The 19,431-nt window shown below is 62.8% G+C and carries 18 protein-coding genes; 2 read left to right on the forward strand and 16 right to left on the reverse strand.

Annotated elements, in window-relative coordinates:
- On the forward strand, nucleotides 1-518 hold a 518-nt coding region (locus A0U87_RS26295; RefSeq protein WP_170978438.1), incomplete at its 5' end, for a hypothetical protein.
- A gap of 111 nt (nucleotides 519-629) precedes the next feature.
- Here A0U87_RS26295 and arsH read toward each other — a convergent pair.
- The 8 genes from arsH to A0U87_RS20275 form a co-directional block, all read right to left on the reverse strand.
- A complete protein-coding gene (gene arsH, locus A0U87_RS20240; protein ID WP_066861504.1) occupies nucleotides 630-1,373 on the reverse strand; it encodes an arsenical resistance protein ArsH in 744 nt (247 codons plus the stop codon).
- Nucleotides 1,373-2,659: an arsenic transporter gene (locus tag A0U87_RS20245; protein WP_066861501.1), complete on the reverse strand. Its 1,287-nt coding sequence runs from the start codon at nucleotides 2,657-2,659 to the stop codon at nucleotides 1,373-1,375. Before A0U87_RS20245 ends, arsH begins: the two co-directional genes overlap by 1 nt.
- The gene (gene arsC, locus A0U87_RS20250; RefSeq protein ID WP_066861499.1) at nucleotides 2,659-3,084 is read right to left on the reverse strand and encodes an arsenate reductase (glutaredoxin); all 426 of its coding nucleotides are present in this window, start codon (nucleotides 3,082-3,084) and stop codon (nucleotides 2,659-2,661) included. The genes A0U87_RS20245 and arsC overlap by 1 nt, the downstream gene beginning before the upstream one ends.
- 10 nt (nucleotides 3,085-3,094) lie before the next feature.
- Nucleotides 3,095-3,424: a metalloregulator ArsR/SmtB family transcription factor gene (locus tag A0U87_RS20255; RefSeq protein ID WP_066861494.1), complete on the reverse strand. Its 330-nt coding sequence runs from the start codon at nucleotides 3,422-3,424 to the stop codon at nucleotides 3,095-3,097.
- A gap of 385 nt (nucleotides 3,425-3,809) precedes the next feature.
- Nucleotides 3,810-4,631 (reverse strand): DUF3800 domain-containing protein, encoded by an 822-nt coding sequence (locus A0U87_RS20260; protein ID WP_137405926.1) that lies wholly within the window; start codon nucleotides 4,629-4,631, stop codon nucleotides 3,810-3,812.
- Between the two features lie 89 nt (nucleotides 4,632-4,720).
- Nucleotides 4,721-5,680: a recombinase family protein gene (locus tag A0U87_RS20265; protein WP_084439159.1), complete on the reverse strand. Its 960-nt coding sequence runs from the start codon at nucleotides 5,678-5,680 to the stop codon at nucleotides 4,721-4,723.
- 225 nt (nucleotides 5,681-5,905) lie between these two features.
- Nucleotides 5,906-6,436 (reverse strand): GNAT family N-acetyltransferase, encoded by a 531-nt coding sequence (locus A0U87_RS20270; RefSeq protein ID WP_007686150.1) that lies wholly within the window; start codon nucleotides 6,434-6,436, stop codon nucleotides 5,906-5,908.
- A complete protein-coding gene (locus tag A0U87_RS20275; RefSeq protein ID WP_008832583.1) occupies nucleotides 6,433-7,053 on the reverse strand; it encodes a recombinase family protein in 621 nt (206 codons plus the stop codon). Before A0U87_RS20275 ends, A0U87_RS20270 begins: the two co-directional genes overlap by 4 nt.
- A gap of 125 nt (nucleotides 7,054-7,178) precedes the next feature.
- On the opposite strand from A0U87_RS20275, the gene A0U87_RS20280 reads away from it, so the two are divergent.
- Nucleotides 7,179-10,070: a Tn3 family transposase gene (locus A0U87_RS20280; protein WP_010337674.1), complete on the forward strand. Its 2,892-nt coding sequence runs from the start codon at nucleotides 7,179-7,181 to the stop codon at nucleotides 10,068-10,070.
- 196 nt (nucleotides 10,071-10,266) lie between these two features.
- Here A0U87_RS20280 and A0U87_RS20285 read toward each other — a convergent pair whose 3' ends face one another.
- Genes A0U87_RS20285 through A0U87_RS20320 form a run of 8 tightly spaced genes read right to left on the reverse strand, consistent with a single transcriptional unit; the run spans nucleotide 10,267 to nucleotide 19,428 of the window.
- Nucleotides 10,267-11,016, reverse strand: a complete 750-nt coding sequence (locus A0U87_RS20285; protein ID WP_004212890.1) for an HAD-IIB family hydrolase — start codon at nucleotides 11,014-11,016, stop codon at nucleotides 10,267-10,269.
- Nucleotides 11,013-13,514 carry a heavy metal translocating P-type ATPase gene (locus A0U87_RS20290; protein WP_004212886.1) on the reverse strand — a complete coding sequence of 834 codons (2,502 nt, stop codon included), beginning with the start codon at nucleotides 13,512-13,514 and terminating at the stop codon, nucleotides 11,013-11,015. The genes A0U87_RS20285 and A0U87_RS20290 overlap by 4 nt, the downstream gene beginning before the upstream one ends.
- Nucleotides 13,511-14,119, reverse strand: coding sequence for a cation transporter (locus A0U87_RS20295; RefSeq protein ID WP_004212885.1), 609 nt, complete (start codon nucleotides 14,117-14,119; stop codon nucleotides 13,511-13,513). The genes A0U87_RS20290 and A0U87_RS20295 overlap by 4 nt, the downstream gene beginning before the upstream one ends.
- Nucleotides 14,116-14,802, reverse strand: coding sequence for a hypothetical protein (locus A0U87_RS20300; RefSeq protein ID WP_004212882.1), 687 nt, complete (start codon nucleotides 14,800-14,802; stop codon nucleotides 14,116-14,118). The genes A0U87_RS20295 and A0U87_RS20300 overlap by 4 nt, the downstream gene beginning before the upstream one ends.
- A gap of 3 nt (nucleotides 14,803-14,805) precedes the next feature.
- Nucleotides 14,806-15,219, reverse strand: coding sequence for a hypothetical protein (locus A0U87_RS20305; protein WP_137405927.1), 414 nt, complete (start codon nucleotides 15,217-15,219; stop codon nucleotides 14,806-14,808).
- A 47-nt stretch (nucleotides 15,220-15,266) separates the two neighbouring features.
- Complete coding sequence (locus A0U87_RS20310; RefSeq protein WP_009824022.1) at nucleotides 15,267-15,644, reverse strand: hypothetical protein; 378 nt, start codon at nucleotides 15,642-15,644, stop codon at nucleotides 15,267-15,269.
- Nucleotides 15,641-16,129, reverse strand: coding sequence for an SRPBCC domain-containing protein (locus tag A0U87_RS20315; RefSeq protein WP_004212879.1), 489 nt, complete (start codon nucleotides 16,127-16,129; stop codon nucleotides 15,641-15,643). Before A0U87_RS20315 ends, A0U87_RS20310 begins: the two co-directional genes overlap by 4 nt.
- A 53-nt stretch (nucleotides 16,130-16,182) precedes the next feature.
- A complete protein-coding gene (locus A0U87_RS20320; protein ID WP_004212878.1) occupies nucleotides 16,183-19,428 on the reverse strand; it encodes a CusA/CzcA family heavy metal efflux RND transporter in 3,246 nt (1,081 codons plus the stop codon).
- Between the last annotated feature and the right edge of the window lie 3 nt (nucleotides 19,429-19,431).

The following is a 19,431-nucleotide window of genomic DNA, read 5'->3' on the forward strand; positions in this document are numbered from 1 at the left end:
GGGCTCCGCCCTCCCTACGCCGCGCGCTGCGCAAGGCGCGTTCCTCGACCTTCCTGCCATCCTTGAAAAGGGGTCCCTTTTGCGCGCCGATCGGGGGTCCCGTTTGCACGCCGATTGACAGTCGAAATTACTGGGGGTACACGCGAACCAACATCCCGCTGAACGCCTTCAGCTGCCCTGCCATTACCCCGGGCTACCTTCCGCAGGACTTCTACGAAAGCGACGGACTTCATCCTCTCGCAACCGGCAGCATTCGAAAACGCCGGAGCCTTCTAGGGGCAATCTGTGCAATTCTGGATCCCGATCCGACGACCGGACGCACCCTCTACGGGCCAGAAAGTCGGCCATCGATCGAGGAATTCGTTTCAACCGTCGAGCGAGCCGCCATCGAAATACACATCTCGGCAGCTGATCGATGGTCGCCAAGCTTCATCAGCCGGCTGAACGGCGCTCGCCGAGCGTTGGATCAAAAGCGCAAAGTTTCCAAACTGGCGGCGATCTGGTCGCTGCGCCGCTGAACAACCTTGGCAACCCCGCCGCGAACTCCGGCGGTCGGTCCTGAAGGCAAGGGCGAGCGATTGGGTCGTTTTCACTCTGGGCTCGTCCCCTACCTATCTTGGCAGCTTCCGCTAACGACCCGAGATCGCGATCGCGGAATGATCAGTTGCCGGATCAACCGGCACCCCAAGCTGCTTGCGTTCTGAGTAGCGATCAACGAGCTGACCGGCGTGCGGACGCATCAGGACAGTGAAGCGCACCAGCTCCTCCATCACATCGACGATGCGGTCATAATAGCTCGACGGCTTCATGCGGCCTGCTTCGTCAAACTCCTTGTAGGCCATCGCCACGGATGACTGGTTGGGAATGGTGAACATTCGCATCCAGCGGCCCAGCAGGCGAAGCGTGTTCACGGCGTTGAACGACTGCGAGCCGCCAGATACCTGCATGACCGCAAGCGTGCGCCCCTGCGTTGGGCGCATTCCCTTCATTTCCAACGGCAGATGATCGATCTGCGCCTTCATGATGCCGGTGATCTGACCGTGCCGCTCCGGGCTGCACCACACCTGGCCCTCGGACCACAGCGCCAGTTCGCGAAGTTCGTGAACGGCGGGATGATCGTCACCCGCTATCTGGTCGGGCAGCGGCAGCGTCGATGGATCGAAAATCCGGGTTTCCGCGCCGAACAGGCGCAAAAGCCGTGCGGATTCCTCGACCGCGAGACGGGAGAAAGACCGTTCGCGCAGGCTGCCATAGAGCAGCAGAATGCGCGGTGCGGGATCGAGCGCCCCCAACCCTGCCGCTGGCCGGTGGTGGATAAAGGCCGGATCAAGCGCGGGTAGCGTGTCGGGATCGGGAAGGTCGCGGATAGGCATCAGGCAATTCCAATACGCAGCGCGAGCGCCGCAAGGGTGATGAGCAGGATGGGAACGGTGAGCGTCGCGCCCACGCGGAAGTAATAGCCCCACCCGATCTTGATGTTTTTCTGGCCCAGGACATGAAGCCACAGCAGGGTGGCGAGCGAGCCGATGGGCGTGATCTTGGGGCCAAGATCGCAGCCGATCACATTGGCGTAGATCATCGCTTCCTTCACCGCCCCGGTGGCGTGCGTGGCGTCGATCGACAGCGCGCCCACCAGTACCGTCGGCATGTTGTTCATGACGGATGACAGGACGGCAGCGATCACGCCGGCCCCCAGCGCGGCACCCCACACCCCGCCTTGCGCGGTACGATCGAGCAGCGCGGCCAGGTGGTCGGTCAGTCCTGCATTTCGCAGGCCATAGACCACGAGATACATGCCAAGCGAGAAGATGACGACCTGCCACGGCGCGCCGCGCAGCACCTTGCGGGTTTCGATCACATGCCCCCTCGCCGCGATTGCGAGCAGCAGAATTGCGCCGGCAGCGGCAACCGCGCTGACCGGCACGCCCAGCGGATCGAGCAGGAAGAAGCCGACGAGAAGAAGCACGAGGACGACCCAACCTGCGCGGAAGGTCGCGGCGTCCCGGATTGCCGCCCGCGGCGCATGCAGCGCGGCGACATCATAGTTTGCCGGTATGTCACGACGGAAGAACAGCATCAGCGCGCCAAGCGTGGCGGCGATCGCTGCCAGATCCACTGGCACCATCACGCTGGCATATTCGCCGAAACCGAGCTTGAAGAAGTCGGCCGACACAATGTTGACGAGGTTCGAGACGACAAGCGGCAGACTGGCGGTGTCCGCGATGAAGCCCGCCGCCATTACGAACGCCAGCGTCGCCTTGTCGCCATAACCTAGCGCGCGCAGCATCGCGATAACGATAGGGGTCAGGATCAAGGCCGCGCCATCATTGGCGAACAGGGACGATACCGCCGCGCCGAGCAGCACGACCAGGGCAAACAGGAGGCGGCCATTGCCCTTGCCCCAGCGCGCGACATGGAGCGCAGCCCATTCGAAGAATCCGGCCTCGTCCAGCAGCAGGCTGATGACGATGATCGCGACGAAAGCGCCCGTCGCGTTCCAGACAATGCCCCAGACCACGGGCACGTCGGAGAGCGATACAACGCCCGCGAGCAGCGCCACGACCGCCCCGCCCATGGCGCTCCACCCAATGCCGAGGCCCTTGGGTTGCCAGATGACGAGCGCGATCGTCGCGATGAAGATCAGAATTGCTGGCAGCATCAGGCGATACGCTGGCCCGAGGCGTCCACGACCTGTTCGCCATCTTCTTTCGCGAATGCGCCGAGCTGGCCTGTCGGCAGCAGATCAAGCACCGCTTCGGAAGGACGGCAGAGTTTGACACCGAGCGGTGACACAACGAGGGGGCGGTTGATGAGGATCGGATGCGCCATCATCGCGTCCACCAGCGCGTCGTCCGACAGCGACGTGTCGTTCAAGCCCAGCTCTGCATAGGGGGTGCCCTTCTCGCGCAAGAGATCGCGCGGGGCCATTCCGGCGCGGTCGATCAGTTCGACCAGCAAGGCGCGTGTGGGCGGCGTCTTGAGATATTCGATTACGTGCGGTTCAATGCCCGCATTGCGGATCATGGCCAGGGCATTACGAGAGGTCCCGCAAAGCGGGTTATGATAGATCACAATATCGGTCATTGTTGCCTCTTCAGCAGCAGGTGAGTTCGGCCAGAAGCGGCTCGCACAGTTCGGCGCGCCCCTGGCAGCAATCCTTGGCCAGGTAGACCATCAGTCCTCGCAGCACGGCGAGGTTGGCACGCTGGATCTGTTGGCGGCCACGCTTCTCTGAAAGCACCAGCCCTGCCTTCGCCATCACGGCCAGATGCGTCGAGAACGTGCTCTGGGTCAGCCCCGACGCTTCAACCAATTTGCCGGTCGACAGGCCATCAGGCTCATGTCGTATCAGGACGCGAAACGCATCAAGCCGTGTGGGATGCGAGAGCGCAGAAAGAATGGAGAGAGCGTCATCGGTTTCCATGTATCGGATTTAGCCGATGGATATCGCGACGTCAATGAAGCATCGTGATTATCCGATGCAACCAACCAAAATCAGGATGATGGGAAATTAGATCAACGACGCACAGTAAAAGAGTCAATCTGTTTTGAAAACCCGACGAACCGAACCGGACCATTGAACTATATTGTTGAATTATGGCGCCGGTCACTGCATCTATGCAGAGACGGGATACGTCGGATCTACCTTTTGCACGAACAGCTTTGCTGGGAGGCAGCTACTGGGACGGCCATCCATAGGATGATGACCTATCCGCCCAGCGAGAATAAGAGGCCGAGGCCCGTCACATTTTTCTGAACTTATAGCCGCAACGTTCGAATATTGACCTGTCTGCCACCGGGATGTCGCCTTAGTGGGGTAGCGGTAAAAGCATCATGCCAAACCCGTCGGGGCGCTTGCGTTGGCCCTTTCTGGCAAGCCGGCAAATCAGGTCTGATGCTGGCGTAAGATCATGTCGACGAGACGTTGAACAGGCGGCTTGCCAGAACGCACTCGCCGCCACGTCGGCCAATTGCAAGCCGGCCAGATTGTCGTGCGGAACAACCTCTATCAGGTCATCGAAAATGACGTCTGGTGTAATGCCCTTTCTGTCGAGCGTCAGATTGCCCGTCAGCGATTGCGCAATGATTTTCCGCAGATACCCCCTCAATTCGCCGTAGTCATGGCCACCGCGGTGTGAAAACACCAATCGCGCCGGAAAGACTCCTGCACCCATCTTTCGGCCACGCCTTGCGCACCATTCCGTTACGCGTTCGAGGAGAAGCCTGAGGCACCAGTTATAGAACTGCTTGTCATTAGATTTACCTAATCGCTGACTTCGGTGCCGGCGCATCGTATCTTTATGAGATGCGACAATGAAGAGGCGAACTGGCTTGCTTGCAAGCACCCTGCACACATGCCGACGATTGGCATCGCTGAACTTACGATAATGAATGTCCGAAGGGCCGTTACGACGGATCGCACGGTTCATGTCCTTGATCCATTCAACGGTGTCGGCGTCGTTCTCGGCTCCTACCACAACCGCGGACAAGACGAACCAATCAGACCAATGTGGCTCATCGGTTGCCTTCGGCTTTACTCCGGGGTCGCCCGCCTCATCGATGTAGACATGAAATAGCGGCTGCATATGTTCTTTGTTGCGGCAGCGCTCAGAAGAGTCGAGTCCTCCCACATCATTTATTCCACAATGTTAAAGTCTTGCTGAGACTGCCGATTATCAGGCCTCGCCTCTTGGTGATTCCTTGAAGTGGGCATGAAGGCTCACTCCTCCCGTTCCGGGCTGATCGACGCAGTCCGCCGTACTGAGCATCCCTGTTTCACATTGGGTTTGGCGCAACAAATGAGCCCCAACTCCCGCCCTTGAGCGATCACGCGGCGGACAGCTTCTGGCGACCAGTTCAGAGCACCACGCGGCGTTGGCTCCCGCAAATCCTTGCCGAGCCAAGCCGCAATACCGCGCAGTGTGGCATCTGGCTGGCTTCTAAGCTTGTCGGCAACAAGTATAGCAACCCGGCTATCGGGGGAAAGGCGCGGCGCCGTCTCTAAGATCACAGGATTTGCGTAGCCTGCGTCAACGAGCGCTCGGCACGCCTTCACCAACGTGCGTTCGGAGAAAGAGCGCACCGGCGGCCTGAGCGCCCTAATATGCCGTAACACAAACGCCCAGGGCAACTGCGGCCGCAGGCGCTCAACGAGCGGCAGCCAAGCTTGCCGACCGTCTATCAGATCGTGGAGATGCTTTTCCTTCAGAGTGTGGCGTAGCTCATCAATTGCTGACGGATCCCGCGCGCGCATTTTCGGATTTCCCGGTTTCGCGCCACGCGCGACCGCCGCCTTGAGGCCCGCGCGCGTCCGCTCCCGAATGAGAGCACGTTCGAATTCGGCGAAGGCCCCGAGCATCTGCGTCATCAACATGCCTTGTGGGCTGCTCGTGTCGATTGGATCGTTGATCGAGCGAAAGTAGGCGCCCTTCGCCCGAAGCGCTTCGACGATATCGAGCAAATGCGACAACGATCGTGCGAGGCGATCAATCCGCACAACGACGAGGGTATCCCCCTGCCCTACCGCAGCGAGCGCGCTGGCCAACTTGGGACGGCTGCGGCTAGCGCCGCTGGCCCGGTCTTCGAATATGGCTGCACAGCCTGCGCGCCGTAACTCACCGATCTGCGCGAATGTGTCCTGTTCGTCGGTCGAAACACGGGTGTAGCCGATCAAGGGCATTTGTCACAATCCATTTAACGGGGATAACCGAACGGTTGCCCCCGTTATACGATCTCTGCACGGTTCGCGCGCCTGGAATTTGGCGAGAGAATGGAAAGTCAGTTGGAAGGGGCGTCAGCGGGCGACGCGCACGCCCTTCCCCTCGGCGTCCCGCCTTTTACGGGGGCGTTTGCGGGAGGGGGCGGAATCCTACGCCAAGCTCGCCCAGATAGCCGGCGCGAGATCTTACTTGTTGCTGCCTTCTACGGTCGCGCCAGAAAGGCGACGGCTCAGTTCTATCCGGCGATGGCTACGCATTTTGAAGGTGTCTGGCCCAACGCGCCGATACTCAATGAAGCCGAGAGAACGCCAAAATCGCTCTGCCGCTTCATTCGCTTCCAGCACGGCCAACCGAATCTCTGTGGCACCTCTCGCAGCGGCCCAGCTTTCGACCGTCGAGTAAATTGAGCGTCCGACGCCACGACCACGCTGTGCGGCATCTACGATCATGAAGCCGAGATACCATGTGCCATCACGCGGATAATCGCGGAGGATGGCCGCGATTGCATATAGGCCGCCAGGCCCCTTCCATCCCAGGACAGCTTGATTGTGGGCGCTCTTTTCGGGCGGCACATCGGAGAAAAGCTCGCGAGCATCGTCCAGCGTGGGCGCGGCCCCGTCCTGCAACAGGAAATAGTCGCTGCAACGGTTGTACAGGTCTGCAACGTCTGCGGCGTCCGCTTGGGTAAGTTTGATCGGGGCTCCCGTCATCATCATCGCGTTTTGGCAGCAAGCACGCGCTGACCGTAATCCCGGAGTTCCCCGTTGGGACCGACATAGCGGTAGAGAGTGACGCGCTCGATCCCGAGTTCCTTGCAGAGGTCGGAAACGGACGTGTCGCGTTGGGCCATAGCAGCCTGAGCGAGCCGCACCTGGGCCTTGGAGAGGGCGAACTTGCGGCCACCCTTGCGTCCCCGCGCGCGGGCAGCGGCCAGGCCAGCCATGGTGCGCTCGCGGATCATATCCCGCTCAAACTCCGCCAGTGTGGCAAAAATGCCGAACACCATCCGGCCCGATGGCGTCGTGGTGTCGATCTGCGCGCCCTTGCCGGTGAGCACCCGCAGACCGATACCGCGATCCGACAGATTCTGCACCGTGCTGACCAGGTGGGTGAGCGTTCGGCCGAGCCGGTCGAGCTTCCAAACGATGAGGACATCGCCGTCGCGCAACGATTTCAGGCAGGCGGCAAGACCGGGGCGATCATCACGGCTACCGGATGCACGATCATCATAGATATTGCCTGGCTCGACACCGGCAGCGCGAAGGGCATCGTGCTGCAGGTCGAGCGACTGCGAGCCGTCGGCTTTGGACACGCGGGCGTAGCCGATCAGCATGGATCACAAACGAAGGTTTGAGGCGGTGACGAACATGAGCACATAAGATTGGGCTATTGTGTATCTTAACCAGCATCTCAATCAAGCTATCTCAAACTGTAGCTCGGAAAGAATAAGGAGCATGTATGCCGCGTCGCGTGACCCTGACCGATCGACAGCGCGAGGCGCTGCTTCACTTGCCGGTCGATCAAGGTGAGCTGCTGCGGCACTATACCCTCAGCGATGAGGATCTCGGGCATATCCGCCAGCGCCGGCGCGCCCACAATCGTTTTGGCTTCGCGCTGCAACTGTGCGTCCTGCGCTACCCGGGCCGGGTGCTCGCTCCTGGCGAGTTGATCCCGGCGCAGGTATCGGATTTCATCGCGGCCCAGCTCGGCCTGACCAGCGACGATCTACTCCTCTATGCCGCGCGCGAGGAGACCCGGCACGAGCATCTGGCGGACCTTCGCCGAATCTACGGCTATCGCTCCTTTTCGGGGCGGGGCGCACGGGATTTGCGCGAATGGATCGCTCGGGAAGCCGAGGCGGCGACATCGAATGAGGATCTTGCCCGTCGCTTCGTTGCGGAGTGTCGCCGCACCCGCACGATCCTTCCCGGCTCCTCGACGATCGAGCGCCTTTGCGCCGATGCGCTGGTTGAGGCCGAGCGCCGGATCGAGGATCTTATCGCCCATCGCATCACGCCAACCCTGAGCGAGAATTTGGCTCACCTGTTGGAGGATACGGTGGATGGTCGCGTCACGCGCTTCGTATGGCTGCGACAGTTCGAGGTTGGCGCAAATTCAGCAGCCGCTAACCGGCTGATGGATCGACTGGAATATCTTCAAAGGTTCGATCTTCCGGCGGATTTGCTGGACGGCGTGCCGGCGCATCGTGTGACCCGGCTTCGCCGGCAGGGCGAGCGCTATTACGCCGACGGCATGCGTGATCTGCCCGAAGACAGGCGGCTTGCGATCCTCGCTGTCTGCACCCTGGAATGGCGGTCATCGCTGGCCGATGTCATCGTGGAGACCCACGATCGCATCGTAGGCCGTCTCTATCGGGCCTCCGAACGCCTTTGCAACACCAGGATCGCCGACGAAAAGGCGGCCGTTCGGGACACGCTGAAGTCCTTTGCCGAAATCGGTGGTGCTTTGCTTGGAGCGCAGGACGATGGCACGGCCCTGGACGGGATAATCGCCACCGGGCCTGGCTGGGAACGGTTCAGAACCCTTGTCGCCACGGCCTCCGCGCTGACCAACGTGCTCGCGGCCGACCCGCTCAGCCGTGTGCTGGACGGCTATCACCGTTTCCGCCTCTACGCGCCCAGGATGCTGCGCCTGCTCGACATGCAGGCGGCGCCGATCGCCACGCCTCTTCTGGCGGCCGTTGCGATGCTGCGTAACGGGATCAAGGTCGATCCGCCGGTGGATTTTCTACGTCCCAACTCGAAATGGCATCGTCATCTTCGCGCTGAGCCCAGCGGCGACCACCGGCTTTGGGAAATCGCGGTGCTGTTCCACATCCGCGACGCCTTCCGGTCCGGTGACATATGGTTGGCGGGATCGCGCCGCTATGGCGACCTCAAGCAGCTTCTGGTCCCGCCACAGGCGATAGAGCAGACCGCGCGGCTCGCCGTGCCGCTGCGACCCGGCGAATGGCTGGCCGAGCGCAGGGCTCGACTGGATACACGGCTGAAGGAGTTTGGCCGCGCGGCGCGAACCGGCACGATCCCAGGCGGCATCATCGAGAACGGCAAGCTGCACATCGACAAGCTGAGGGCCGACACGCCCGAAGGGGCCGAGGATCTCGTGCTCGATCTCAATCAACAGCTCCCGCCCGCGAGGATCACCGATCTGTTGCTGGAAGTCGATGAGCGAACCGGATTTTCCGAGGCGTTCACGCATCTGCGCACCGGCGCGCCCTGCAGCGACCGGATCGGCCTGATGAACGTGTTGCTGGCGGAAGGCGTCAATCTCGGTTTGCGCAAGATGGCGGCGGCGACCAACACGCACAGCTTCTGGGAATTGCTGCGGATCGCGCGCTGGCATGTCGAAGGCAGCGCCTATGATCGGGCGCTCGCCATGATCGTGGAGGCCCACGCCGCCCTGCCCATGGCCGCCTTCTGGGGACAAGGGCAATCGGCATCCAGCGACGGGCAGTTCTTCCTTGCTACCGAGCAGGGCGAGGCGATGAATCTGATCAACGCGAAATATGGCAACGTCCCGGGCCTCAAGGGATACAGCCATGTGTCCGATCAATATGCGCCGTTCGCAACCCAGGTGATCCCGGCAACGGTCAGCGAGGCTCCCTATATCCTGGACGGGCTGCTCATGAATGACGCGGGCCGCCGCGTTCGCCAGCATTTTGCCGACACGGGCGGCTTCACCGATCATGTGTTCGCCGCCTGCGCCTTGCTCGGCTACAGGTTCGCCCCCCGTATCCGCGATCTCCCTCAGAAAAGACTCTATGCCTTCACGCCCAACGCGACGCCGGCCAATGTGCGAGCGCTGGTCGGAGGTAAGATCAATGAACCGCTCATCGAGCGCAACTGGCCCGACATCCTGCGCATCATGGCGACGATCGCAGCGGGGATCGTCGCCCCCAGCCAGATTCTTCGCAAGCTCGCCTCTTACCCGCGCCAGAATGAGCTGGCCCTCGCATTGCGAGAGGTGGGCCGCATCGAGCGAACCCTGTTCATGATCGACTGGATTCTTGATGCCGGCCTCCAGCGCCAGGCTCAGATCGGCCTCAACAAGGGTGAGGCCCACCACGCCCTAAAGCGCGCCATCAGCTTCCACCGCCGAGGTGAAATCCGGGATCGATCCGGCGAAGGCCAGCACTATCGCATCGCCGGAATGAACCTGCTCGCCGCCATCATCATATTCTGGAACACCATGAAGCTCGGCGAGGTCGTCAATACCCGGGCCGCCAGCGGTACCCATATCGCGCCTGATCTACTCGCCCACGTCTCGCCGTTGGGATGGGAACACATCAATCTAACCGGGGAATATCGCTGGCCCAAATCCTTAGCGTAGGATTCCGCCCCCTCCCGCAAACGCCCCCTACGATTGAGAAGCGCGGCGGAATCTCTTAGATTGATCGCTGGAGGCTTTGTTCGCGGAGACGCGCACATTGCCTTCTTTTCGTTTTAGGAAGCGCTGCCCTAAGCGACAGAAGCCAGAGCTTTGACAATGCGGCATTCCGCGATGGAGCCGACCATGTATCTTGATCCTATCGGTGCAGACACGCGATGATGGCGGTCACGACGGCGGTGGTTTCCGCGACGTCGCGCACCCTCACTGTGTCGAGGCCGATTTCAGCAGCGGGATAGTCATTCCCACCGGGGAATATCGCATCCCCAATGAACAGCATCCCGTCGAGCGGGACACCGCTCTCGGCACTCAGGCGCTTCAGGCCATAGCCCTTGTCGATCCCTGCTCTGGTCACGTCGATCGATGTCGTGCCACCGAGATTGATCGAGAGCTCCGGCAGCTTCGCGCGCAACGTGGCCTGCAACGCGGTCCTCTTCTTTCGGTCAGGATCCCACGCTTCCTTTTCCTTCAGCGGCGCTGCCTGCCCCAGGCCCGAAAAGGTGATCTGGCTGCCCCGGTCCTCGATCCGTTCGCCCCAGATACGTTCGTCGGCGAGACCGGCATCGGTCAGCGCCTGATCGAAGGCCGTGCGGATCTTCGCCTTCTCCGCGTCGTCGAACAGTTCGGCATAGACCGCGCGCCAAGCGCCATTGATGAACCGATAGAGTTTCGTGCCTGTGGTCGGCATCAACCAGAGACGGTCGAGCGCGACGCCGGCAGGAAGGCGCGAGGCGATCTGCTTTTCGAACTGCGGCCAGTCCCCGCCCGAGATCACCGCCACATCCGTGATGGCGAGCAATCGGGCGAGGATTGCGGCCATATCCTCCGATAACGGCCGCTTGCTCTCGGCAAGCGTGCCGTCGAGGTCGAAGGCGATCAGCCACTTCATGCCGCCTTCCCTGCCGGATCGCGGTAGGCGAGCAGCCTGAGCGCATTGATGACGACGAGCAGCGTCGATCCCTCATGAACCGCCACCGCTGGCCCAATGCCGAGGCCGAGGATGGTAGCAGGCACCAGGAAGGCGACGACACCCAGGCTGACGAAGACGTTCTGCCGGATGATTCCACGGGTATGGCGGCTAAGACCGACTGCGAATGGCAGGTGCGCCAGATCGTCGGCCATCAGCGCCACGTCGGCTGTCTCCAGCGCAACGTCCGACCCCGCCGCGCCCATCGCGATGCCGACCGTGGCGCTTGCCATCGCCGGCGCATCGTTCACGCCGTCGCCCACCATCGCGACCTTGTCTTCGCCGGCGAGCTTCTTGATCGCGGCAACCTTGTCTTCGGGCATGAGGTCGCCCCACGCTTCGTCGATCCCGACTTCGTCGGCGATCGCTTCGGCGACTTTCTGGTGATCGCCGGAGATCATTATCATCCGGGACACGCCCATCTCGTGCAGCCGACGCAACGCGGTCTTGGCAGCTTCGCGAGGCGTGTCCATCAGGCCGATCGCGCCCAGGTCGCGGTCCCCCTTGCGGACCACCATTGTCGTGCGGCCGTTCTCGCGCAGCTTCGCGATTGCGTCCTGCGCGCCCTGCCCCAGCGCCGGAATGCCCTCACTTCCGAACATCTCGGCCTTGCCGATCCACACCGTCTCGCCATCCACGCTCGCGGTGACGCCCCGACCGGTCAGGCTCTTGAGGTCGCCGGCAGTCGGCACGGCACGATCGTTCAGACGTTCGCGGCCGTCCTTGACGATCGCTTGGGCCAGGGGATGGTCGCTCAACGCTTCGACGGCGACAGCCAGCGCCAGCAACTCGCCTTCATCGGCGCCATCGACGGGCACGACATCAGTGATGCGCGGACGACCTTCGGTCAGCGTGCCCGTCTTGTCGAAAGCGATCGCTTTGAGCGACCCGAGGTTTTCGAGCGGTGCACCGCCCTTCACGAGCACGCCGCCCCGCGCTGCACGGGCAACGCCCGACAGGACCGCGCTCGGCGTTGCGATCGCGAGCGCGCACGGGCTTGCCGCCACCAGCACCGCCATCGCGCGATAGAAGCTGTCGCGGAACGGCTCGTCGACGACCACCCATGCGAACAGCAGTAGCACTGACAGGACCAGGACGGCGGGCACGAAGATCCGTTCGAACCGGTCGGTGAAGCGCTGCGTCGGCGACTTCTGCGTCTCCGCTTCGCTCACCATCTTCACGACCTTGGCAAGCGCGCTTTCATTGGAACGGCGTGTCACCTCGATCTCGATCGCGCCGCCGCCGTTGATCGTACCAGCAAAAACCCGGCTTTCCGCGTCGACTGCATCGGGCTTGGCGCGTGCCGCTGCGGCATCTGCGACCGGCACCTTGTCGACCGGGATGCTTTCACCCGTGACCGGGGCCTGGTTGATCGCGCTGGTGCCCTTGATGACGAAGCCGTCGGCAGGCAGGCGCTCGTTCGGGCGGACGATGGCAATGTCCCCGACGACCATCTGCTCGACCGGGATTTCGCTGGTCTGCCCGCCGCGTCGCACGGTCGCGGTTTCGGGCGCGAGCTTCGCCAGCGCCTCGATCGCCTTCTTGGCGCGGCCCATTGCATAATGCTCAAGCGCATGGCCGAGGCTGAACAGGAACAGCAGCAGCGCACCTTCGGCCCATGCGCCCAGCGCAGCGGCGCCGGCCGCAGCGACCAACATCAGCGTGTCGATCTCGAACTTCTTCATCCGGAGGTTGTCGATCGCCTCGCGCAGCGTGAAGAATCCGCCGAAGAAATAGGCTGCGATATAGCAGGCGGTCGGCAGCCATTCGGGCGCGCCAGCGACCAGCCTCTCGATCGCGTAGCCGATCCCCAGCAGCGCGCCACAGGCGAGCGCGAAGATCAGCTCGGTATTGGGGCCGAGAAATTCGGCGTGGCTATGGTCGTGGCCATCGCCGGGGCCGTGCTTCTCTTCGCCCGCGCCGTGGCCCCCGGGGCCGTGGTCGTGGCCGGCATGTTCATCGGCAGCGACCCGCTTGCCCACCCTCACCTTCAGCTTGCGAAGCGCAGCGCGCACCTCCTCTTCGGTGGTTTCGCGGCGATCATATTCGACCCGGACAGACCCGCTGGTGCTGGCGCTTGCCTGGACCACGCCGGGCAAGGCGCACAGCGCATCGCTGACCGTGCGCGCCCGACGTTCGTGGTTGATCCCCGTCACCTGCCAGATCGCATGGCCGTAGCGCTCGGTGATTTCGGCACCTGCGGCGCGCACCATTTCGCGCAACCGTGGCAGCGGCAGCTTGGCGGCATCGAAATGGATGCACAGCGCCGCTGGCGTGTTGCCGTCGAGACAGATCACATGCGCCCGCTCGACACCTTCGCGCTTTGACAGGGTTGATACGAGACGGTCCAGGCAGGCATCGGCCGCGTCAGGAAGGTCCGGCAACAACACTGGAATGTCGAGTTCGAGCTTGTCGTTCATGACGACCTCCTTTCGCTTTTCTTGGTTTCGGCGCGCGCGTCGCGCAGGATTTCGACACCGCCCTTGATGGCGATGATGGCGGTGGCGAAGCCGACCAGCAGGTCCGGCCAATTGGTACCCAACCACAGCACCAGCACGCCGGCGATCAGGATGCCGCCGTTGGAAATGAAGTCGTTGAAGCTGAAGGTGGTTGCGGCCCGGAGATTGACGTCCGGATCCTTGAGGCGCTGGAGCAGCCGCAGGCAGAGGTAATTCACGACGCCGGCGATCGCGGACATGACCATCATGGTAGGTCCGATGGGCTCGCTGCCCTGCACGTAGCGCCGTCCGACATCGATCAAGATGCCGCCCGCGAAGATCAGCAGCATGACGCCCGAAGCGACCGCGGCGCGTGTCTTCCATGTCTGGCCCCGGGTGAGCGCCACAAGGCTCAGCGCATACACAGCCGTATCGGACAGGTTGTCGACGCCGTTGGCGATCAGCGCGCTCGAGTCCGCGAAGAAGCCGGAAACGAAGAAGCCCGCAGCGATCGCCGCGTTCAGCAGCAGGACGATCCACAGTGTGCGGCGCTCCTGCCCGCCATTGTTGTCGTTGCCCGGGATCATCCCATCATCTCCTCAAGTGTCAGCAGGGCCAGGAAGCCGACGAAAAACATCGAGCTGATGAGCGGGGTGTCGGGTTTCTCGTGCGCCTCGACCAGCAACTCCTCCGTGACGAGGTAGAGCAGCGCCATCAGCCCGAAGCTGAGGAAGCCGGCGATCATCACCGGCGACAGCGCGGCGACCGGCACGGCAGCGAGCGCGCCGATCGGCAGCAGCAGGGCCAATGCCGAGACGATCACGATGATGCGCAAGCGCGAGCGATAGGTTTCCGCCAGCTCGTCGGTCAGCGTCAGTCCCAGAAATAACACTTCCAGAGTGAGCGCGATCGTCAGCAGGAGACCTGCCTTCTCGCCCGCCACGAAAGCGAGGCCGAGCACCAGGCCGTCGACCAGAATGTCGATGCCGATCGCGGCGAGTAGCGCCATCGGCCCCTTGAAGCGGGCCTCAAGAGCCTTGAGCCCCAGCATGGTCGCGACGCCCGCCGCCCCGCCGATCAACGTCGCGCTGGGCGATGCCTCATGCTTGACCTGCGGCAGGATTTCGGTCGCTGCCGCCGCGAACACGACGCCGGCAGCGAGATGCTGTAGGCCCGCCACGAGGCCAGGTTTCAACTTGGTGCGGCTCGCGACAATCGCGCCGAGCACGACCGCCAGCACAGGCGCAAGCGTATAGAGCAGTGCCTGCATTTCCTAGGACTCCTCCGGGGTTCGGTGGCAGACGCGGATCTTCCCGCGTCGCGTGAACGCGATCGATCCGCCCGCCACGACAGCCCGCGAATGGTCGCCGCGAAACTCGTCACCGGTTCGCTGCGCGCGCAGGATCTCGGTCCTGCCCTTCGGCAGCCAGGTGACGGCCATTTTCAAGCCGTCATCGATGAAGTCGACATCGGCGCGTGTGCCGTCGTCGCAGTACATGATGCGCTGCGCGATTAGTTTCGACGTCAGATGCTTTTCATGCGCCGGCTCGGTAGGCTGGGTCGGCGCTGGATTACACGCCCCTATAACCGCCCCGGAGACGAGAACGACGCCGAGGCGCGCGATCGCCAGACCGGCCCGATTCAGGCCGCACAAGGTTGTCACATTTGAAATCGACGTGTCAAACATCGGTCTCTTCCGACGAAGCGCCCTGTGGCGTTCGAAGGCAGGGCAGTTCATCGCGTGCCTTCCTGCTCGCAGATCCGGGTACGGCCATCGCCTTCCACGATGGTGAGCTGCGACCCCTTGAAGGTCGCGGTGGCTGTTTCGCCGACATATTGCAGGCCCTGCGCTGGCGCGGTCAGCATCATCGGCGGTCCCCCGTTGGAGCGCCGCAAATCGATCTGCAGGCCGTTGTCCTTGTAATCGACGAACAGCGGTTCCCCGTCGGAACAGCGATATCTATGCCGCCCCATTTCCCCGGTCGCCACGGCGCTGTCGGACGAATGGATCTGCTGCTCCGTTGGCGGGGCTGGCGGCTTTCTTTCCGAGCACGCCGCGAGCCCGACAACGAGGATGACGGCGGGCAGCACCCGCTTACAGTGCATCATCATCGCGCCTTCCTCCTGTAGCGGAAGGGGACGCGCTGACGATTGATAGCCCGGGCAGGCTGACCTACCCGCCAGCGGAGATAGGTTGCGAGGCGATCGTCAGATTCGACCATCAGGGATCGCAGGCGGCGCAACATCATCGCCGCGAACGGCAGGGAGAGCGCCCCGCGCAGCGTGCAGCTATGCGTTAGCCTGGTGCCGCCATCGTCCCCCGCCAGCTCGTACCGCTCTTCGAGCGTGAACAGATAGGGGATGCCGCAGGACCAAGCGAAGGCGTGCGGTTTATCGAATCGATCAATCCGTGCTGGCGTCCGAATTGGCCGGGTGATGCCCTGGATCGCAAAGGTGCATTCTGTGTCGCCGAGCCGGGACGGATCATCGAGAAATACGAGCGGACTCCACGCCCGGCGATGATCCGGATCGGTGAGTGCCGACCAGATGCGCAGTGGCCCGCCGTGAAGCATCGAGCTGGTTATGGTGCGAGGCATATCCCCATCTCCCAGAGATGGGCGGGGCGATCGCGGATCGCCCCGCCCATCCATCAGGCCAAGTTGTTCACGAAGGTCTGACCGTGGTCGTCCCCTTCATGCTCCTCATTGTAGTGCTCGGGTTTCTCGATCACTTTCTGCCCGAACCGGGCATAGAGTGTCGGCAGCACGAACAGCGTAAGAAGCGTCGCCGAGATCAGACCGCCGATGACGACCGTCGCCAAAGGCTTTTGAACCTCTGCGCCGGCGCCTTCGCCCAGCGCCATCGGCACGAAGCCGAGGCTGGCGACTAGCGCGGTCATGATGACGGGTCGCAGACGCTGCATCGCGCCAACATGCGCGGCTTCCTCGCGGCTCATCCCTGATCGGATCAGATCTTGGATCGAGCTGACCATGACGAGGCCGTTGAGGACCGCGATGCCCGAGAGGGCGATGAAGCCCACTGCCGCCGAGATCGAGAAGTCCATGCCCCGCAGGAACAGCAACAGGACGCCGCCCACCAGCGCGAAAGGCACGCCGGTGAACACGATCGCGGCGTCGCGGACCGATCCCAACGCCCCGTAGAGGAGCAGCAGGATCAAGATGAAGCAAGCCGGAATGACCAGCTTCAGCCGTTCGCTTGCCGATTGGAGGTTCTCGAACTGGCCGCCCCATTCGAGATAGGTGCCGGCAGGCAGCCGGAGTTGGCTGCCGATCGCCGCCTGCGCATCCGCCACGACGGATCCGACGTCGCGGCCACGCACGTTGGCTTGCACCACCACGCGCCGCTTGCCGTTCTCGCGGCTGATCTGGTTCGGACCATCGACCACCTTGATCTCGGCGACGCTGGACAGCGGTACATAGCCGCCGCCTGCCACCGGCACCTGCACCTGTTGGAGCAGGCCGATGTCGGCACGCTGCGCCTCCGACAGGCGGATCACCACGGGGAAGCGACGGTCGCCCTCGAAGATCTGGCCCGATGTTCGCCCGCCGATCGTCGCAGTCACGGTGTCCTGCACATCCTGAGCCGTAACGCCCAACCGCGCCATCGCGTCGCGGTTGACGCGAATGTCGAGCATGGGAAGACCGGTCGTCTGCTCCACCTTCACGTCCGCTGCGCCTTGCGTTCTGCGCAGCACCGCCGCGATTTGCTCGGCCGTCCGGTTCATCTGGTTGAAGTCGTCCCCGAACACCTTCACCGCGATGTCGCCGCGCACGCCGGCGATCAGCTCGTTGAAGCGCATCTGGATGGGCTGGGTGATCTCGTAGGCATTTCCCGGAATCTTCGCGAGATTACCCTCGATCCGGCTGACCAGCTCCTCCTTGGGAAGCTCAGGATCCGGCCAATCCTTGCGCGGCTTCAGGATGACGAACATGTCGGTCGCGTTCGGCGGCATCGGGTCGGCCGCCAGCTCGGCGGTGCCCGTCTTGGAATAGACGAATTGCACCTCCGGCTGCTTCGACATCATCCGCTCGATCGGCACCTGCATCGCCTGGCTCTGCTGGACCGACGTTGCCGGAATGCGGAGCGACTGGATCAGCAAATCGCCTTCGTCGAGCTGCGGCAGGAACACCGAGCCGAGCGTAGTGAAAGCAAGCGCCGCCACCACAAGGCTTCCCACACCCGCACCGATCGTCAGCGTCGGGCGCTTCATGGCCCGGTCGAGACCGGGTTCGTAGCGCTTCTTCAGCCACGTGATGATGCGGCCGTCCTTCTCCTCGACCTTCTTCGACAGCCAGATCGCAATCATCGCCGGCACGAAGGTGAGAGAGAGGATGAAGGCGAAGGCGAGCGCGATGATGACGGTCAGCGCCATCGGTCCGAACGTTTTACCCTCCACGCCGGTCAGCGTGAGCAGCGGTACGTAGACGAGGATGATGATTGCCTGCCCGTACACAGAGGGACGGATCATCTCACGCGCAGCGGCTGCCACGGTCGCGAGCCGTTCCTTGACGCTGAGCAATCGGCCTTCATGATGCTGTTGCTCGGCAAGCCGGCGCAGCGCGTTTTCGACAATGATGACGGCGCCGTCGACGATCAGACCGAAGTCCAAAGCCCCAAGGCTCATCAGATTGGCCGAGACCCCAGCGCGCAGCATACCAAAGCCTGTCAGCATCATGGTGATCGGGATGACCAACGCCGCGATCAGGGCCGCACGGAAGTTGCCGAGCAGCAGGAAGAGCACGACGATGACCAGCACCGCGCCTTCGGACAGGTTTTTCGCGACCGTCTTGATCGTCGAATTGACCAGCTCGGTGCGGTTCAGCACCGGCTGAATTACGACGTCAGGAGGCAGCGAAGCGTTGATCGTCTTCAGTTTCTCAGCGACCGCGGTCGACACGATGCGGCTGTTCTCGCCGATCCGCATGATCGCCGTGCCGACGACGACTTCGGTACCGTTCTCCGATGCCGAACCCATGCGGATCGCCTGACCCGTCTTCACAGTCGCAACTTGTTCGACCGTGATCGGCACGCCGTTACGTGTCGCGATCACGGTCCTGGCCAACTCGCTGGCATTGCGAACGAGCGCATCCGAGCGAACAGCCAGACCTTCGCCATTGCGATTGACGAAGCCACCGCCGACGCTGGTGTTATTGCGCTCCAGCGCATTTCCCAGGTCCGTCAGCGTGATGCCGAGCGAGGCCAGCTTCTGCACGTCGGGCACGACGAGGAACTGCTTGGCGTAACCGCCAATCGAGTCGACACCGGCGAGGCCCGGTGTGGTCTTCAGAAGCGGCGTCACGATCCAGTCCTGCGCGGTGCGCAGGTAGGTCGCCTTGTCCTCTTCGGTCGTCAGTCGCTCGCCCTCTGGCGTGATGTAGCTGCCATCGGGCTGTTGGCCCGGTTCACCGGGCTTGTGCTTGTCGTCCTCGCGATGATCGAGACGAACGGTGTACATGTACACCTCGCCCAGGCCTGTCGCGATCGGACCCATTTCAGGGTTCACGCCGTCGGGCAGATTCTCTTGCACGCCCCGCAGACGCTCGCCCACCTGCTGGCGGGCGAAATAGATGTCCGTCGCGTCCGAAAAGACCGCCGTGATCTGCGCGAAGCCGTTGCGGCTCAACGAGCGCGTATATTCCAGGCCGGGGGTGCCGGCGAGCGCGGTTTCGATTGGAAACGACACCTGCTTCTCGACCAGCTCGGGCGAGAGGGCAGGCGCGCGGACGTTGATCTGGACCTGATTGTTGGTGATGTCCGGCACCGCGTCGATCGGTAGCCGGTAGAGGGAAAAGGCGCCGATGGCGGCGACGATGACGGTGAGGAGCAGGACTAGCCAGCGCTTCTCGACCGCCCAGGTTACGATACGGGCGATCATGGC

Origin of the sequence: Sphingobium sp. MP9-4 (genome assembly GCF_005281675.1) — a bacterium.
Lineage (GTDB): Bacteria > Pseudomonadota > Alphaproteobacteria > Sphingomonadales > Sphingomonadaceae > Sphingobium > Sphingobium yanoikuyae.

Coding starts and splice junctions, on each gene's coding strand:
- arsH (WP_066861504.1), bottom strand. CDS start 1,373: ATGCCTATCCGCGACCTTCCCGATCCCGACACGCTACCCGCGCTTGAT.
- A0U87_RS20245 (WP_066861501.1), bottom strand. CDS start 2,659: ATGCTGCCAGCAATTCTGATCTTCATCGCGACGATCGCGCTCGTCATC.
- arsC (WP_066861499.1), bottom strand. CDS start 3,084: ATGACCGATATTGTGATCTATCATAACCCGCTTTGCGGGACCTCTCGT.
- A0U87_RS20255 (WP_066861494.1), bottom strand. CDS start 3,424: ATGGAAACCGATGACGCTCTCTCCATTCTTTCTGCGCTCTCGCATCCC.
- A0U87_RS20265 (WP_084439159.1), bottom strand. CDS start 5,680: ATGCCCTTGATCGGCTACACCCGTGTTTCGACCGACGAACAGGACACA.
- A0U87_RS20270 (WP_007686150.1), bottom strand. CDS start 6,436: ATGATGATGACGGGAGCCCCGATCAAACTTACCCAAGCGGACGCCGCA.
- A0U87_RS20275 (WP_008832583.1), bottom strand. CDS start 7,053: ATGCTGATCGGCTACGCCCGCGTGTCCAAAGCCGACGGCTCGCAGTCG.
- A0U87_RS20280 (WP_010337674.1), top strand. CDS start 7,179: ATGCCGCGTCGCGTGACCCTGACCGATCGACAGCGCGAGGCGCTGCTT.
- A0U87_RS20285 (WP_004212890.1), bottom strand. CDS start 11,016: ATGAAGTGGCTGATCGCCTTCGACCTCGACGGCACGCTTGCCGAGAGC.
- A0U87_RS20290 (WP_004212886.1), bottom strand. CDS start 13,514: ATGAACGACAAGCTCGAACTCGACATTCCAGTGTTGTTGCCGGACCTT.
- A0U87_RS20295 (WP_004212885.1), bottom strand. CDS start 14,119: ATGATCCCGGGCAACGACAACAATGGCGGGCAGGAGCGCCGCACACTG.
- A0U87_RS20300 (WP_004212882.1), bottom strand. CDS start 14,802: ATGCAGGCACTGCTCTATACGCTTGCGCCTGTGCTGGCGGTCGTGCTC.
- A0U87_RS20305 (WP_137405927.1), bottom strand. CDS start 15,219: ATGTTTGACACGTCGATTTCAAATGTGACAACCTTGTGCGGCCTGAAT.
- A0U87_RS20310 (WP_009824022.1), bottom strand. CDS start 15,644: ATGATGATGCACTGTAAGCGGGTGCTGCCCGCCGTCATCCTCGTTGTC.
- A0U87_RS20315 (WP_004212879.1), bottom strand. CDS start 16,129: ATGCCTCGCACCATAACCAGCTCGATGCTTCACGGCGGGCCACTGCGC.
- A0U87_RS20320 (WP_004212878.1), bottom strand. CDS start 19,428: ATGATCGCCCGTATCGTAACCTGGGCGGTCGAGAAGCGCTGGCTAGTC.